Annotated in this window: 13 protein-coding genes and 1 pseudogene; 7 read left to right on the forward strand and 7 right to left on the reverse strand. The window is 64.5% G+C overall.

Going from position 1 to position 15,389, the window contains the following annotated elements:
* Positions 1-237: 237 nt before the first annotated feature.
* Together BDW16_RS08600 and BDW16_RS21475 are read left to right on the forward strand one after the other, a co-directional pair.
* Positions 238-729 (forward strand): Ros/MucR family transcriptional regulator, encoded by a 492-nt coding sequence (locus tag BDW16_RS08600; protein WP_066582030.1) that lies wholly within the window; start codon positions 238-240, stop codon positions 727-729.
* 39 nt (positions 730-768) lie between these two features.
* Complete coding sequence (locus BDW16_RS21475; RefSeq protein ID WP_164519435.1) at positions 769-939, forward strand: hypothetical protein; 171 nt, start codon at positions 769-771, stop codon at positions 937-939.
* Positions 940-961: 22 nt separating this feature from the next.
* Here BDW16_RS21475 and BDW16_RS08605 read toward each other — a convergent pair whose 3' ends face one another.
* Complete coding sequence (locus tag BDW16_RS08605; protein WP_066582032.1) at positions 962-1,864, reverse strand: HEPN domain-containing protein; 903 nt, start codon at positions 1,862-1,864, stop codon at positions 962-964.
* 72 nt (positions 1,865-1,936) lie between these two features.
* The gene (locus BDW16_RS08610) at positions 1,937-3,670 is read right to left on the reverse strand and encodes a ParB/RepB/Spo0J family partition protein (protein WP_066582035.1); all 1,734 of its coding nucleotides are present in this window, start codon (positions 3,668-3,670) and stop codon (positions 1,937-1,939) included.
* Between the two features lie 709 nt (positions 3,671-4,379).
* Between BDW16_RS08610 and BDW16_RS08615 the strand changes: the two genes are divergently transcribed.
* Positions 4,380-4,595 (forward strand): helix-turn-helix transcriptional regulator, encoded by a 216-nt coding sequence (locus tag BDW16_RS08615; RefSeq protein WP_066582037.1) that lies wholly within the window; start codon positions 4,380-4,382, stop codon positions 4,593-4,595.
* 15 nt (positions 4,596-4,610) lie between these two features.
* Here the strand turns inward: BDW16_RS08615 and BDW16_RS08620 are convergent, their stop codons facing one another.
* On the reverse strand, positions 4,611-6,578 hold the full coding sequence (locus BDW16_RS08620; RefSeq protein ID WP_241230620.1) for a hypothetical protein: 1,968 nt from the start codon (positions 6,576-6,578) through the stop codon (positions 4,611-4,613).
* Between the two features lie 120 nt (positions 6,579-6,698).
* Positions 6,699-7,940, reverse strand: a complete 1,242-nt coding sequence (locus BDW16_RS08625) for a tyrosine-type recombinase/integrase (protein WP_066582039.1) — start codon at positions 7,938-7,940, stop codon at positions 6,699-6,701.
* Positions 7,941-8,374: 434 nt separating this feature from the next.
* Between BDW16_RS08625 and BDW16_RS08630 the strand changes: the two genes are divergently transcribed.
* Both BDW16_RS08630 and BDW16_RS08635 read left to right on the forward strand, forming a co-directional pair.
* Entirely contained in the window at positions 8,375-9,283 is a 909-nt protein-coding gene (locus BDW16_RS08630) for a tyrosine-type recombinase/integrase (protein ID WP_100362717.1), read from the forward strand.
* A 6-nt stretch (positions 9,284-9,289) separates the two neighbouring features.
* A complete protein-coding gene (locus tag BDW16_RS08635) occupies positions 9,290-10,483 on the forward strand; it encodes an IS91 family transposase (protein ID WP_066582090.1) in 1,194 nt (397 codons plus the stop codon).
* A 623-nt stretch (positions 10,484-11,106) separates the two neighbouring features.
* Here BDW16_RS08635 and BDW16_RS21930 read toward each other — a convergent pair.
* Both BDW16_RS21930 and BDW16_RS08645 read right to left on the reverse strand, forming a co-directional pair.
* Positions 11,107-11,342, reverse strand: a pseudogene (locus BDW16_RS21930) (IS6 family transposase); the annotation flags it as partial.
* 149 nt (positions 11,343-11,491) lie between these two features.
* Positions 11,492-11,821, reverse strand: a complete 330-nt coding sequence (locus tag BDW16_RS08645) for a hypothetical protein (protein WP_125958879.1) — start codon at positions 11,819-11,821, stop codon at positions 11,492-11,494.
* Positions 11,822-12,279: 458 nt separating this feature from the next.
* Here BDW16_RS08645 and BDW16_RS08650 point away from each other — a divergent pair, with 458 nt between their 5' ends.
* Together BDW16_RS08650 and BDW16_RS08655 are read left to right on the forward strand one after the other, a co-directional pair.
* On the forward strand, positions 12,280-13,152 hold the full coding sequence (locus BDW16_RS08650; protein WP_066581827.1) for a DUF262 domain-containing protein: 873 nt from the start codon (positions 12,280-12,282) through the stop codon (positions 13,150-13,152).
* Complete coding sequence (locus BDW16_RS08655) at positions 13,053-14,651, forward strand: HNH endonuclease family protein (protein ID WP_066581822.1); 1,599 nt, start codon at positions 13,053-13,055, stop codon at positions 14,649-14,651. Before BDW16_RS08650 ends, BDW16_RS08655 begins: the two co-directional genes overlap by 100 nt.
* 386 nt (positions 14,652-15,037) lie before the next feature.
* On the opposite strand, the gene BDW16_RS08665 is transcribed toward BDW16_RS08655, so the two are convergent.
* Positions 15,038-15,352 (reverse strand): hypothetical protein, encoded by a 315-nt coding sequence (locus BDW16_RS08665; RefSeq protein ID WP_066581815.1) that lies wholly within the window; start codon positions 15,350-15,352, stop codon positions 15,038-15,040.
* Positions 15,353-15,389 lie beyond the last annotated feature (37 nt).

The following is a 15,389-nucleotide window of genomic DNA, read 5'->3' on the forward strand; positions in this document are numbered from 1 at the left end:
ATGACGCGCGGTGATCTTCGGGTTGCTCGTCCCGGGCGCTGCGACGCTGCGCAGCGAACAGCGCGAGGAGGTGCTTATCCCTTGGCGCCGCCGCGGCAAGCTCGTGTTCGAAGAGGCGGCGAGCAATTGAGCAAAGGGATGCGGGTCGACAGCAACAATTGATCCACTATGGATGTAAAGGATCGGCAAGGATGTTTGCCGCTACCCTCCCCATCTTCCCGCTGCTGGAGAACTTCATTGTCCGAAGAAAATGCGCTCAACCCGGTGGAGCTTGCCACTGAACTGACGATTGCCTGGCTCGGCAATCAGAACAATCGTGTGACGGCGGAAGAAGTCCCGGCGTTCCTGCGCACGATGCACGCGACGCTGACTGAACTTTCGGGCGGCACGTCGAGCGAAGCAGTCGCTGAAGAAGCGCGGTCGAGCGAATTCATTCCCGCCGTATCGGTACGCAAGTCGCTCGGCTCGAAGGATCACATCATCTCGCTGATCGACGGCAAGCCGTACCGGATGCTGCGCCGCCATCTTTCGCAACACGGCTTGACACCCGAAGAGTATCGCGCGCGTTATAATCTGAAGCCCGATTATCCGATGGTCGCCGAGAATTATTCGGCGCAGCGCCGCGAGATGGCGAAGAAGATCGGCCTTGGCAGCAAGGGCCGCGGTGGCCAGCCGAAGGCCGCGACGGCAGACGCCCCTGCGTCGCGCGGGCGCGCCAAGAAGGCGTGATATTGCCGCGCTGATCCAGGCGGCGCATAGGCTTCGAGCATGAGTACCGAGCTTCTCGATATTGTTCATGCGGTCGTTGCCAAAGCACCGCAATGGATCCGGCAGGATCTCCTGTCCAAGGAAGCGCTAGTGCGCGAGCGAGCCGAGGAAGCGCTGGCGGCGATGATTGCCAGCGCGATCGAGGAAGCGCAGCCGCACAAGGCGGCTTAGAATTAGGTGCGAGCGCCGCGCGTCAGTCGCGCGGCGCGAGCCGTTCCTCACAAACAGCCTGCACAAGATCGCGCAGCACGGTGATGCGCTCAGCGAGCCAGCCTAGCTCCTCGGCGGTGATCTTGTAGTGCGGCGAGTAGCGCGCATTCACATAGGCTTGGCGCAGCAGCTCGAACCGCCGCCGCGTGGTCTTGTCGTCGCGCGGCCAAGCCTCGATCAGCGTGGGCGCGACATCCTCGGCGCGCGAGCGCAGGAAGTTCAGCTTGTGCGACTTCGGGCTGTAGAGCGACAGCACCAGTAGCGTGCAGTGGTAGAGCCGTTCAGCTGCCTGATGCAGCAGGAACGCGGCGTCACGCTCTTTCCCTTGTTCGATGTAGAACTGAGCGCCCATGGCAGCGCTCTCAGCTTGGGAGAACCAATAGTCGTAGTTCTCCTGCGCCTCAGCCCGCGCGTCATCCTCGGGCAAATTCTGCGGCGCGACGAACGGGAACCCCTCGGCGTCGTAAAGCGCGATCCCCTGCCGCAGAATATCGACGAAGAATGGCCGCCCGCGCTCGAGCTGCTTGTTCACGTCGGCCAGCGTGTGAACGATGAAGTTGACTGGCGCGCTCAGGGATTTGGCGATGGTGACCTCGCGCATCAACCGGTCGTCGGCCGCTGCCCAATATTCGACGACATCGGTCAGCCGCTCGTCGTTGACGACGACGAGGATGTCATAGTCGGAATGATAGCCGCCGACCGGGTCATCGACCCAGTCACCGCGCGCGTAGGAGCTGAACAACACGAGCTTGAGGATGCGCGCGGCCTTGCGCTTGGGATCGGTCGTCCGCGCGGTGATCTGCGCGAATTCCTCGAACAGGATGCGCACGACCTCACGCAACTCGCGCTGCTTGGCGTGGGGCAGATGATCCAGATCAGTGCGCATCGGGAATACTCCTAACCGGCGACAGACTTGGCGCAAGAGACCCGGCGGCGCTCGCGCGCCGCCGGGTAAGCTTCAAGCCGCACGGCGCAATGGCTCGGGCTGACTTTGCGACGCTGCCAGATCGCCAATCGCTGCCGCCCGGCTGACGGTCCCGACCCCGCCCCGCTCGGTGTAGCTGCTAGGCGGGAACGCCATCCAGCCCGGCACCCAGCCCTCAACCTTGGCGCGGCCATTCTCACCGCTGAGGCAGTCGCGCACGATGCCGCGCTTGACCTTACCGGTGGCGCTGTCGTTTTCGCTCGCGACGCGCTCGCCCGCGACATCGGTCAGCACATGCTGCATCACCTCGCGGTCGCGGATCAGGTCGAGCAGCACATCGTCGGCGGTCCAGACCTTCGCCATGTCGGTGCCGAACATCGGCCCGAGCAGCTCGATCAACGCGCTGCCTGCCTCCAGCGTCTCGCCCATGACGATCGCCAGCACGTCGAGCACAGCCGGGTCGGGAAGCTCGATCAGCCGCGCGAACAGCCCGGCAACCCCATGCTCGCCCTCGTACCCGCCCGTCACGGTCGGTGTCTCCGGATCGAACCCGAGCAATGCCAGCACTGCGCGTCGCTTCTCGTCGAACGCGGCCTCGGATGCGCAAGCTTCGACGCTCTCAGAAATTGCGTCATTTTGCGCACGCCGTGCGTCAATCCGGACATTCCATAGCGGGGAACCGGCAATTGCGTGCGCCACCATCAAGCGCAGCGCCAGCGAGGGCTGGCTTGCCAAGTCGGCGCGAACTGCCGCGTGCCTGTGCAGGTCGATGTAGTTTTGGAGTAGTGCGCTGATCTCGGGCCGGATCGGTTTCTCCACCGCCTCGCCCTTCTCCCGCTTGCGCGCTTCCCGGCAAGAGACATAGCCTTCGTGGATCGCGACATCGCCGCGCGAACCCACGGCGATGAACACCTTGCCGCCCTTGCGTTTGGCACAGCGCTCATGCTGCCAGCACTGGAACGCCTCGCCGGTCGGCAGGACGATGACTTCCCATCCGGCTTCGCGATAGCTCTCGGCCTTGGCTTCCACGGCTGCGGTCTGCGCGGTCCAGAACGTCGCGCTGTCCGCAAAGTAGCGCTCGTCACCGAACAGGTCGGAGACGATCTCGCCTTGATAGTCCGCGACCTCGAACAGTGCCGCGCTGACCGGGATCGACGACCCGCCGAACAGCCACGCCTTGAGGCTGTAGCCGGTCGGGCAATAAGCGTCCGGATCGTCGCGCAATGCCAGCCACTCGCGCTGCCGCGCCTTGGACGCGAGGGTCAGATGCCGCACGGTCGCCGCCTCGATCTCGCCCTTGCGGTAGAGGGTCCGGATGCTAGGCAGCAGGTTACCGAGCGCCAGCGTGCGCTTCACCTGCAGCTCGGTAAGGCCAAAGGTGAGCGCGATGTCCTCGGGGCTACGCCCTTCGCGCACCAGCCTCGTGAAGCCCTCCCACAAGGTCACCTCGTCTGGGTCCAGCCGCGCGACATTCTCGATCAGCGATGCTTCGAGTGCCGCCGCGTCGTCCCCCGCCGCCATAATCGCGCACGGCAGCGGTTCGTTCTCGCCGCTCTCAGCTGCGACCTCCAGCGCCGCATAATAGCGCCGCTTGCCCGCCACGATCTCGAACCGGTCCTCATCGACTGCTGGCCGCACGATCAGCGGTACGATCACGCCCCGCGCTCGAATGGTCGGAAGGATATGCGACAGGTCCGCCTTACCCTTGGCCCGCATGTTGGCAGCCGAGACGAACAGCTTGGCGGTATCGATGTGCTTGAGTTCCATTTTCCTTACTCCTCAAAACCACTGCAACCGGCGCCGGAATGGCGGGGTGGGCGGCAGGAGCGAACCGGGAAGTCCCGCCGGCTAAGGCGGGCAGCACCCGCAGGGCCGCAACGAAGAGAAGGAGCTGCGCGTAGCGCAGCTTGCAGCACGCCGCGGCTGGACTAGAGGGCAGCGACGCCCACCCCGCCAGACATGAAGCCGGAGGCCAACGCCGCCGCGCCTGGCGCGGCGACCGCAGCCACTGCGCATCAGTGCGCCGGCTCCGCCAGGAGCCCCACAAAGCAGCACCCTCGAAGCCGGGCGGCCGTCGCGGCGGCGTGCGCGCGCAGCTGTGCGCCAGCCGCCGCCGCGCCCTCCGGTTGGATCGAGTGTGCCACGCGGAAAACAAAGGCGCTGCGGCCCCTAGCGGCTGCGCAGCAGTCCGCCGGTGTACGCTCAGTCGATTCCGCGTTCCGCTTAGCGGCCCTTGGCCGCCCTCACGTCAGCGATCGTGACCCGAATGGGCCGAGACGCACAGACGACTCGGCGGCGCGCCAGCGGAGTAGAGCGCGGCCTCGCAAGGCGGGGGACGCCAAGTTCCAGACACCTTTTTGAGGCGTCTCGAAGCGCCTTAGCGAATCTCGCTCCCGCCCCGCTTGTTCCACAGCGCCAAGTCCATCAGCTCTCGCGGAAGGGGCGCAAAAGCACGCAGAACATGCAGGACCATGCCATGACGACCGAAGCCCCCGACCGCATACTCCGGATCAAGACCGTGCTCGAGCGAACGGGTCTGAGCCGATCGACGATGTATCGAAAGATGCAGAACGGCACCTTTCCTCGAAATGTGCAGATCAGCACCCGCTGCGCCGGCTGGCGCGAGTCAGCGGTCAACGCATGGATGCGCAATCCGATCTTTTACGAGGCGGACGAACAGGAGGGCGCCTGAGCGCCCCAATGCCCCTCAATCCGTCTCCCACACCTGATTGAGGATCCGAGCCGCCAGCGCCGCTTTGTCCTGCGGGAGAAAGCGGCCGTAGTGCTTGGCGACCATGTCCGGCGTGTCCTGGATGGCGTAGCTCGCCTGCTCGTACGAGCCCGTCTGCTTGAGGATGTGGGTCGCCAGCACATCGCGGACATTGTGCGGTCCGTGGGGTAGCAAGCCCTTGATGACGCCGCGCCCCGTATAGGGATTGTAGATCCCATAGCGCTGGATCAGCAGCCGCCACGCCTCATAGAAGGTCGCCTGATCATAGGCAGCATCTGAGCTGCTCCGTTTGACCGTCTTGATGAAGAAGGTGCCGGGATCGGCTGCGTCGCCAAGCAGCAACCGCCGGTGCCGGGTGATATAAGTTTCGAGATGCCCGTAGAGCCCGTCGAAGTCAGGCAATAGCAGGCGGAACGGACGCTTCCCGAAGAAGGAGGAGTTGGCGTTCTTGAACGCGACCGATGGGATTAACACCTCCCAAGCCTGTTCGCGCGCGCTCCAGTGCAGCTCGCCCCGGCGTAGGCTTTCAAGCTGGCGCTCCGTGCGATGGGCCACGCCGCGCGGACAGATCAGCAGCTGCCGCAAATTCTTCTGGCGCACGCCCAGGTGGAGACCGAGGCGCAGCATCAGGAAGCCGCGCACCGCCTCAGCCGCTGCGCGGGGATAACGGCACATGTCCGGCATCTGCCGGATAATCTCCGCGGTAATCTTGCGATAGGCGCCGACTGGGCTCTCGTCTTCGAGGACCGGCAGAATCGGTTCAAACGGGTCGCGATGGACCCGCGCGACGCGGACGATCTCCTTGGAGCGCGCTCGCACATGCGCGTAGCCGGCGTCGCATACGCCATCCCAGTCCGAATGCGCGCGCTCAACGTCGGCCGCGTCGATGAGGCCGGCGATCGGCTGCAGGCGTAGCGCCAAGTCCGGGTGCTGGCGCATCCAGCCGGTCTCGCGCCGTGTCATCGCGCCGGCGAGCTCCAGCATGCTCACTTCCCACACGGTGTAGAAGCCGCGGCGCGCCTCGCGCCATTGCAGGTACCAGTCCCACACGGCCGGGAACGCCAGCAGCGCCATGCACAGACGATCGCGCGGCACGCCTAATCCGCAGACAGGCGGTCCAGGCTCCGCTGACAGCGCACCGAACATCAGCGCCAGATGCTCGATCTTCTGAGCTACGGTCTCCTCATTCCACACGCCAGTTCGCTTCACGCCGATGCGGGTGAGCGTGGCGGTCTTGAAGGCGATGAGCTCGCCGATCTCGCGAACCAGGCCCGGCGGTGCGCGAAGTACCGCCTCGAGCTCATCCGCGTCATCATCCGATTGCGGCAGTGCGCGGGTGCCGAATGCTTTGAGGGTCGGAAAGCGAAGTCCATAGCGCACTTTTGTCGCTTCAGCCTGATACCGCCGGTAGTCGGTCGAGCCCGTGATGATGACGGTGCGTATCCAACGGAGGATTTCAGCTCGCTCGCGAGCTGAACGCCGGTCGAAATCTTCCGGCAGGTGCCAGGCCAGCCGGCGCCGCTCGGACGGCGAAGCCGCGAGCCGCTCGTGGCCTGATGTGGCGCGGCCGGAGGAATCGAGCTTGGCGCGAAAATAGCCGCTGGGCAGGCGGTAACGGTGTTCTGCCCGCGCCAGCATATCAAATGATCGAACCGTGCTCGGCTGCTTTGCGCCGATCGCCCACTGGCGGAACGTCGTGCGGTCGAATGTCTCTCCCGGTTTCAACAGCGCGCGCTGGAGGTGCGCGTAGTTGTCCCCATGCCGCCGAAGCTGAAGTGCGAACGCTTCGGGAAAGGATGGTGGGTCGATCCAATCCGCTGTCAGCGGCTCTGGAAACTCGACTATCTCGCGCGGCTTCGGACCCCGCCGTTTCGACAGGCTGCTAAAATCGTGGGGGACAGCAGCCGTCGAAACGGTGTGCGCGCGCGGGGATACTTTAGGCAAAATGGACTCCTGAGCTTTAAAGGTTAGCTCAGGCCATGACGCTCTCAGTTCTCGCTTCCCCTAGGTTGTGAGATCAGACGAGCGAAATTTCCTGCGCGGCGCACGGTTCGAGCCGAATCCTTATCGCCTCTGTCGATCCCTGCACGGCGCTGGCGTCCACGCGGGATCCTTTCCGTCAGGTCCGTCGCGCAGCAAGTCGAGATAATCGCTCCACCACTGGTGCATTGCCACCCGCTCATCCCAATACGCGCCGCGATTGTAGGTGCCGCGCACCGCATCCTTGTCCGCGTGCGCCAGCGACCGCTCAATCGCGTCGGGGCTCCACTTGCCGCTCTCGTTCAGCAATGTGGAGGCGGTGGTCCGGAGCCCATGTGCCGTCACCTCTCCGGCCGCGTAACCCATGCGACGGAAGGCCTGATTGACGGTATTCTCGCTCAGCGGTCTTCGCGACGTGTGAAACGCCGGAAGGATAAAGCCATCGGGGCCCGTCAATTCGTGCAGCTCCGCCAGATATGCTTTCATCTGCCGCGAAAGTGGAATGGAATGCGGTCGCCGCATTTTCATTCTGGTCGCGGGAATTCGCCACACGGAATGCTCGAAATCAATTTCGGGCCATAGTGCCTGGCGGATCTCGCCCGGCCGGGCCATCACGTGCGGTGATATCTGGCAGGCAAGGCGCGTGATGCGATGGCCTGGATAGGCTTCGATCGCGCGCAACAGCTCCCCGAATGCTGCGGGCTCGAGGATTGCCGCATGGTGCGTGGTCTTGGGCGTGATCAACGCGCCACGCAGCAGCGAGGTCGGATCGCTTTCAGCTCGGCCGGTCGCCACGCCATATCGAAATACGCGACCGGCAAACGATCTGCAGCGCCGGGCAGTTTCAAGCTTACCCTTCGCCTCAAGCCGTTTCAGCGCCGCGAGCACGTCGATTGGCTTTAGGTCCGTCAGGGGCTGTCCGCATAAGGGGCGCAACTGCTCCAGCAACCAACCAGCCTTTGTCGTCGTCGTATCGGCGCGCCCTTCGGCAATCATCTTGCCGATATACTCCCGGGCCACGTCGCCGAAGGTATTCGCCGCTTTATAGTGGGCCAGAAGCTTCGCGCGCTTCCGTTCGGCGAGCGGATCGACTCCATCGCGCAACTTCTGTCGGGCCTCGTCGCGCTTCTGTCGCGCCTCGGCCAAGGTGACCTCGGGGTAGCGGCCAAACGCTACGCGCTTCTCCTTGCCGTGATAGCCGTACTTGAAGCGCCAAAGCTTGGAGCCGCTCGGATGCACCTCGATATAGAGGCCGCGCTCGTCAGACTTCTTGTAGATACGATCCCTTGGCTGAAGGGCGCGAATTTCTAGATCTTTCAAAGCCATAACCCAAACTCCCGATTTGATCGGTTCTGTTCGGATGGCGCCAACTTTTCCGGTCGATATGGCCCACCGGGCCATCATTTTTCCGGGGCCATTTTATGCCCCAACCGTGGCCCATATGGCCCTGGGATCGACTGAAACCTGCTCGGACATTTTCGCACAGAACCGAGCAAAAGTGGCAGATTTCTGCCGTTTTTGTCGATGTGCTAGGATGCCCTGAGACAGGGAAATGGTGCCCCACGGAGGACAAAGATGGGCACTCAGATCATTGGGAAATTTTCATCGCGCGCGGCTGATTATGGGCCGGAGCACGAACCCGCTGCGCGGGAGTGGTGCTGGTGGTGAGGTAACGGCAACGACGCGGGCGCTCGGCGTGGATTGAGCGGCGCCTGCCATGGGCAGACCCTTTCGGCTCCTTCAACCTGAGGAGTCGAACGATGAACGAGCTTGTTCTTGCTGGCGCGGTCAGTCCGCTGCGTCAGCGGCTGGTCGATGATATGACCATGCGCCGGTTCAGTCCTGAGACGCAGCGCAACTATCTGCGCGATGTCGGGCGGTTCGCGACGTGGCTGGGTCGCTCGCCCCACACCGCGAGCGCCGAGGATGTCCGCCAGTTCCAGATCGAGCAGCAGGAGGCTGGTGTCCCGGCACCGACCATGAACAGCATCGTCGCGGCGTTGCGGTTCTTCTTCAACCACACGCTCGACCGACCCGACCTGGCCCGCAAGCTCGTCCGCACGGCTCATGCCCGCAAGATCCCGGTGGTCCTGACGTTGGGCGAGGTGAAGCGGCTGCTCGACGCCACGACCTGCCTCAAGCATCAGGCGGCGCTGTCGGTCGCCTATGGCGCGGGGCTGCGCGTCGCCGAGGTGTCGGCGCTCAAGGTGAGCGATGTCGACAGCAAGCGGATGGTGCTGCGGATCGAGCGTGGCAAGGGCGGAAGGTATCGCAACGCCATGCTGCCGGAGGGCCTGCTCCTGCTGTTGCGGGACTGGTGGCGCGCGGCACGGCAACAGGGCATCATGCTTCCCGACGGCTGGCTCTTCCCCGGCCAGAACGCGACCGTGCCGATCAGTACCCGCCAGCTCTATCGCGTCGTAGTTCAAGCAGCAGAGGCAGCGGATATCGCCAAGCGGGTCGGACCACACACCCTGCGACACAGCTTTGCGACGCATCTGCTCGAGGACGGCGTCGATATCCGCGTCATCCAGGCGCTGCTCGGCCATGCCAAGCTCAACACAACGGCCTTCTACACCCAGGTCGCGACCAGGACGATGCGCGCGGTCGTCAGTCCACTCGACCGGTTGGCGCTGGCCTCACCCGACAAAGGCGCATCCGACGGCTGAGGCGGGATGCGCGCCTCCATCGAGGTCGCCGACATCTTCCGCGCTGCTGGACCTGTTTACCGCTCGGCGCATGCCGGGCATCTGAGCCTGCACCAGCTCAAGATCATGTCGGCGATCGAGCAATGTCGCACCGCGGCGATGGGCGGGCATGTCGAGGCCTGTACCGACTGCGGCCATTGGCGCATCGCCTATAACAGCTGTCGCAACCGGCACTGCCCCAAGTGCCAGGGCGTCGCCGCACGTACCTGGCTCGCCGAGCGCGAGGCCGACCTGCTGCCGGTCGGCTACTTCCATGTCGTGTTCACGCTTCCCGCTGAGATCGGCGTCATCGCGTTCCAGAACAAGGCGCTGGTCTACGATCTGCTGTTCCGCACGGCGGCGGAGACGATGCAGATCATCGCCGCCGACCCCAGGCATCTGGGCGCGCGCATCGGCATTACCGCCGTACTCCACACCTGGGGTTCGGCGCTCACTCATCACCCGCACATCCACATGATCGTCCCGGGCGGCGGCATCTCGCTCGACGGGGCAAGCTGGATCTCCGCGCGACCGGCGTTCCTCTTGCCCGTGCGCGTACTCGGCGCGCTGTTCCGCCGCCTGTTCCTGACCCGCCTGCTCGCGCTTCATGATGCTCGTCAGCTCGGCTTCTTCGGCAACCTGGCGCATCTTGCCGACCGACGGGCGTTCCTGAGGCACCTGTCACCAGTCCGCAAGAAGCGCTGGGTCGTGTATGCCAAGCCGCCGTTCGCGGACCCGCAGGCGGTGCTTGCCTATCTGTCGCGCTACACGCACCGGGTCGCCATCTCGAACAGCCGTCTGCTCCGGTTCGACGAGGACGGCGTCACGTTCCGCTACAAGGATTATCGCCGCGACAGTGCTGACCGTCAGCAAGTCATGACGCTGGCTACCGACGAGTTCATCCGCCGCTTTCTGCTGCATGCCCTGCCGCGCGGGTTCCATCGCATCCGCCACTATGGCCTGCTCGCCAGCGGCACCCGACGGACCAGCCTCGAACGCGCTCGCCAACTTCTTGCGGTCGCGCCACCTGCCGTCGAAGACATGCCTGAGGAACAGCCGAACGTCAGGCCGCCATGCCCATGCTGCGGCGGGCGCATGGTCATCATCGAGCTCTTCGAACGCCGATATCAGCCTCGCGCACCGCCATCCTTGGCCGTCGTATCCGGGAGCCCGCCGTCGTGACCCGGCACGGCCGATCGCCGGTTACCCCCGCGGCATGCCTGTCGCGGAGAATGACGGGTGTTGCCTCGAGCCCGCGCAAAAGCGGACGCATCGCTGCAAAAGTCGGACGGTCCGCTTCCAAGCGCCCGCCTCATCGCCCGAAAAGCAGCCGGTCCGCTCTCCGATCCGTCCGCCTGCCGGCAACACCCGCCGCCGCCCAGAGCAGGCCAAAACCCAAAACCACATAGACCAACGCCAGAGGCCCGCGGGTTCGGGCACCGCCGACTTTCCGACGCCTCACGGCGTCCGAAACTCTAAACGGTTGCGGACTGGCAGCTTCCGGATGCCGGATCTCGCGATGCGGACATTGGCGTCTTTGGCCGGTCAGCCCGCTAAGACCGAGTTCCGGCCTTTCGAGCCAGGAATCGGATTCCCCAAAATCGGACGCTCATTCACGTACGACAGGGCGGCTGGATCTGTGCCGGTAAACGACTGTCCACTTGAAAATGCGAAACGGCGAAGCGGCCCCTATCGAAAATCTAAATGGAGCTTTTGGTGCGGCGTGAAGAGTTGGCCAATACACGTCGCTGCCTAGACCAGAAGTAACGGGCCGAACCAGGATCGTCGGAACGCGGGATTATGAAGCGCCGCGAAGAAAGGCGCTCAGAGGCGTCGCTGCCCTTCCTCGCCGGCAGAAACCTGTTCCACTACATCCGCACTGTCTCGTGACAGATGTCGATCCCGCGCGCTCGAAGAGCAGGTCCTCGACGTTGCGTTGCGACAGCGGGAACCAGACGTACATCATTACCAAGGGCCGGATCACCTGGGGCGACGAGTTGAAGTAGCGAAGCGGGCCAGCTGGCTTGCGCGGACGAGGCATCCGACTGCCCTACACAGGTTCGCTTTCCAGCCGATGCATTTGCTCTGACAGCACCCGCCAACGGGCTGTTCGACCACTTCGACGATTTAATCGGCGCAATCGCGCAGGTCGTTCATGATAAGCAGGCCAGGCTGGGGGCGTCGTAGATCTTACGCGCGCCACATGACTAGATAGCGAAAGAGCAGCAGTCGCCGAATCGCTGCACCGAGCAACAGCCGCTCCACGTTGCTACGCACCTCCGCAAACGTTGCGGCAGGCGGCACCTGGATGGCGGCTCCGTATGCCACGCGACAGCCGAAGCGCGGGACGGCGTCAGCAAGGCGCCCGGCGAGCATCCATCCCCGGTCTGCAGCTGACGCCGGACGATGAAGGCCGACGATCCGCAGCGTGCCGTCGGGCACCACAAATGACCGTAGTGCGCGCAGTCCGTCCGCGGAGCCAATATGGTGCAGCGTCGCCACCGAGGCGACGACATCCAAGACGCCGTGGCGCGCCTGGCGGCGGTCGGCGACCTCGAACTCGCTGTTCGAAAAGGCTGTCGGTGAACGCTGCGCAATCGCGACGATCGCGGGGTCTTTGTCGATCCCGAGGAGGGGCGCTAGTCGATGACCAGCCTGCCCGCGAGCCAGTCGTCACCGCAGCCGACGTCGAGAGCTTGACGCCCTTTCGGTGCCAGACGGACGACAAGCTGACCGGAGTGTCGATGGTGGTTCCAGAATTTTTACAGGCGGGGAGGTTCAGCACGCACGAGCGCTGTGTCTAGGGCGACGTTTCATTTGGCTGGCCGTGGTAGCGCCGCAAGCGCATGATGCTGTCGTCAGCGCGGACGCTCGACCATTCCGGTTTCTTCGGACCTAGCCATCGACGCAGTGGCATGCCACGCTGGCACGATAGGCGAGACCTTCGCCATCACATCTATCTGGATGGACCTCGAGAGATGGCGATCACCGACATCAACAACATCTTCGACGCCGAGCCGAAGAGCCTCGCCGAGTTCCTCGGCAGCAATGACCAGGGCTGCTTCATTCCGTCATACCAGCGGGCCTACAACTGGCACGACGCCGAGGTCGATCGTCTGTTCGAGGACACGATCACCGGTCTGAACCGCCTACCGGACGCTCCCGCCTCGCTGCGCTTCCTAGGCACCATCATCACCGTCACCGACAAGTCGCTGCTCGGTGTCGCGGAGCCGATGGACCAGCAGCTCCCCGAGACGGTTATGACGCTCATCGACGGGCAGCAGCGCCTGTCGACGCTCGTCATCGTCAACATCCTGCTGCACGACGCGATCCGTCAGCTGCGCGGCCAGCTCACGGCCGAGGAGCTCGGAGACGGGTTCGAGCAGGTCGTGACCGACTATCTCTACGACCTCGTAAAAACGTTCCAGTTCGTCGGCCGCCCCTCGGATACGATCCACCAGAACTATCCCCGGATCATCCGCGCGAGGGTCGATCAGTGGGCCCGCCATCAAGACAACGCCCGATACGAGTCGCCGATCGCAAGACTCATCTGGGCATACATTGAGCACACCGCGCCGCGCTCGCCGATCGCCCCGTTCGTCTACGCCGTTCCGGACGACGATGGAGAGGCGCTCGGTCACGCGGCGCTCGTGAGCGTCGTGGACCATGTGCGGACGGCCCTCGGCCACGTCGCAAGCGGCAGCTTTGCTGATCGTTCCATAATCGAGCCGCATCGCTCGTCACCGATCAGGTGCAGCAGGCCGAGTTCTGGCTGGCCAAGTTCCCTAGCGCCGTCGTCGCACGACTACGCGCCGAGATCGGCGAGCGCACGGCAACCCTGCTGCGGCTGATGGCGTTCGGCCGCTACCTGAACACGCGCATGGCTATCACCGTGGTTACTACCTCGCAGGAGGACTACGCCTTCGACATCTTCGAGGCGCTGAACACGACCGGTCAGCCACTGACCGCCTTCGAGACCTTTCGCCCCAAGGTGATCGAGACGGAAGGCATCGCGCAGTTCCACTACACCGCCTCGGCAAGGCACCTCGCCACCATCGAGGCCTTCCTGGACCGATTCGACAAGGCCGACGACCGGCAGAAGGCGACGAGCTCGATCCTCATCCCCTTCGCGCTCCTAGACAACGGCGGCCGTCTGGAGGCGCGCCTCGCCGCACAGCGCGCGTATCTCCGCACGACCTACGAGAGGCTCCCCGACCTTGCCGCGAAGCGGTCGTTCACGAAGTCGCTGGCGACCACCTCGACGTTCCTGAAGAATGGCTGGCAGGCACCGGCTGGCGAGGTCGCCAATCCATCGCCCGGCGGCAAGCCGCTGAACGACCCGGAGGCAGGCTTCTGCTTCGAGGCCATGCGCTCGCTTAAGCACGACATCACTGTTGCGCCGATGGTTAGGTTCTACGCCGAAGCCGACGGTCAGCCCGGCACGCCGGCGACGCTCGCATACGAGGGTGCGATCAAGGCGATGACCGCATTCTCGATGATGTGGCGCGCCGCGAAGGGTGGCACCGCGAGCATCGACAACCGCTATCGTACGCTCGTGTCCGGCGGCACTGACGCGCCTCACCCGCTCGTGCGCCGTCAGGCGGACGGCAGGCCAACGCGCATGCCGACGCTTGCGGAGCTGCAGTCCTCCCTGATGGCGATGCTAAAGCGAGCCAAGCTTGATACGAGGGAGGCCTGGGTCGCCGCCGCCGCTCAGCGGGCGATCTACAGCGAGAATGCGCTCGCGGCACGATTCCTGCTCCTCGTCGCGATGCACAACTCTGTCCCTGATGGCGACACTGGGCTGATCACTGGCGATGGGCGGGGGAATCTCGATCTGCTGACGCCCGCCGAGTGGTATTCCCGGACCACCGAGTCCATCGAGCACGTGGCGCCCCAGTCGAAGGGCAAGTCGGACTGGCCAGCAACGATCTACGACGACAGCCGCGTCGTGCACCAGATCGGCAACCTGCTGCTGTTGCCGCGGCTGGAGAACAACGAGGGCGCCAATCATTCTTGGGAGCGAAAGCGCATGCTGCTCGGGATCTTCGCCGCGGAGGGGAAGGCACAGGCGCAGGAGCGGCTGACGGCGGCGCAGAAGAAGGGCATCACGCTCGGCAAGAAGGCGGAGGCGATCGCGCTTGAGAATCACGTCCTTCCGCTCTGCCGCAGCGCCGCCGGCTATGCGGGGGCTTGGGATGCCGCCTTCATCTCGCTGCGGTCGCAGCGGCTTGCCGAATTGGCGTGGGACCGGATGGCCGGCTGGCTAGGCGCCAAGCCAGCCGACACCGGCGCGGGCGCCGGGGGAGGCGCTGCGGCCGGTGCGCAGGATGCCGCTCCTGCCGCATAGCACATCGCCATCAATTTGCGGCGTCAATCGCTCGAAGTTCCCGGTGCGTCTCCCGGTGACAGTTGGCGCAGAGGCAGCGTAGCTCCTCCAACCATCTGCGATGGTCGGAGGCCATCTCAGCGAGCAGCGTCGCCGTCGCCTCGTGATGCACCTCGATGCAAGCCTCGCCTACGTCGGAGCCGAATCGCGACACCGGGTCCAACCCGTGCCGTTCGCAGAAGAGCCGCCCGTACTCCGCGCGGATCCCGCCCGCTTGGCAGCTGCGAGATCGGCCCCGCGCTCGCATCGCAATTGCAACGCCAATCGCGGTCGCCCCTCGCCGCAGCTGCGGTCCTCGAAGCTCGCGTATGCCTGAACGTGTGATACGACCGCGCCCTTGGCCGCGATTACTTATCCACCACCACGAAGCACACGGAAGCAGGTGGCCTCTCGCCACCTCGGAAGTGTTCCGGCTGAACCGGGAAACCGAGCGCCTCGCTGGGGGCCACGCCGAAGGCCGCCGTCGGAGCTAGTCGGAGGTCGTTGAACAGGACGTCATATTCGGTCGATGGACCGTTGCGCGGAAGCGAGTATCCGGCTGCCAGCCGTCGCGCCGCGGACAGGATGTACGAGCCGTTGATCGGCGCGAACAACTCCGATGCGAGCCGATCGAGCAGCGACGGATACCGCGCGGTTAGGTCGTTCGACATCGATGCCGCCAATGAAGAACGTTGCGCGCAAGCCGATGCAGATTGTCGC

Origin of the sequence: Sphingomonas koreensis (genome assembly GCF_002797435.1) — a bacterium.
Lineage (GTDB): Bacteria > Pseudomonadota > Alphaproteobacteria > Sphingomonadales > Sphingomonadaceae > Sphingomonas > Sphingomonas koreensis.

Bases quoted from the DNA above. Each gene is read 5' to 3' on its own strand.
- BDW16_RS08635 (WP_066582090.1), top strand. From the start codon at position 9,290: ATGCGCGCCTCCATCGAGGTCGCCGACATCTTCCGCGCTGCTGGACCT.
- BDW16_RS08630 (WP_100362717.1), top strand. From the start codon at position 8,375: ATGAACGAGCTTGTTCTTGCTGGCGCGGTCAGTCCGCTGCGTCAGCGG.
- BDW16_RS08610 (WP_066582035.1), bottom strand. From the start codon at position 3,670: ATGGAACTCAAGCACATCGATACCGCCAAGCTGTTCGTCTCGGCTGCC.
- BDW16_RS08605 (WP_066582032.1), bottom strand. From the start codon at position 1,864: ATGCGCACTGATCTGGATCATCTGCCCCACGCCAAGCAGCGCGAGTTG.
- BDW16_RS08625 (WP_066582039.1), bottom strand. From the start codon at position 7,940: ATGGCTTTGAAAGATCTAGAAATTCGCGCCCTTCAGCCAAGGGATCGT.
- BDW16_RS08615 (WP_066582037.1), top strand. From the start codon at position 4,380: ATGACGACCGAAGCCCCCGACCGCATACTCCGGATCAAGACCGTGCTC.
- BDW16_RS21475 (WP_164519435.1), top strand. From the start codon at position 769: ATGAGTACCGAGCTTCTCGATATTGTTCATGCGGTCGTTGCCAAAGCA.
- BDW16_RS08650 (WP_066581827.1), top strand. From the start codon at position 12,280: ATGGCGATCACCGACATCAACAACATCTTCGACGCCGAGCCGAAGAGC.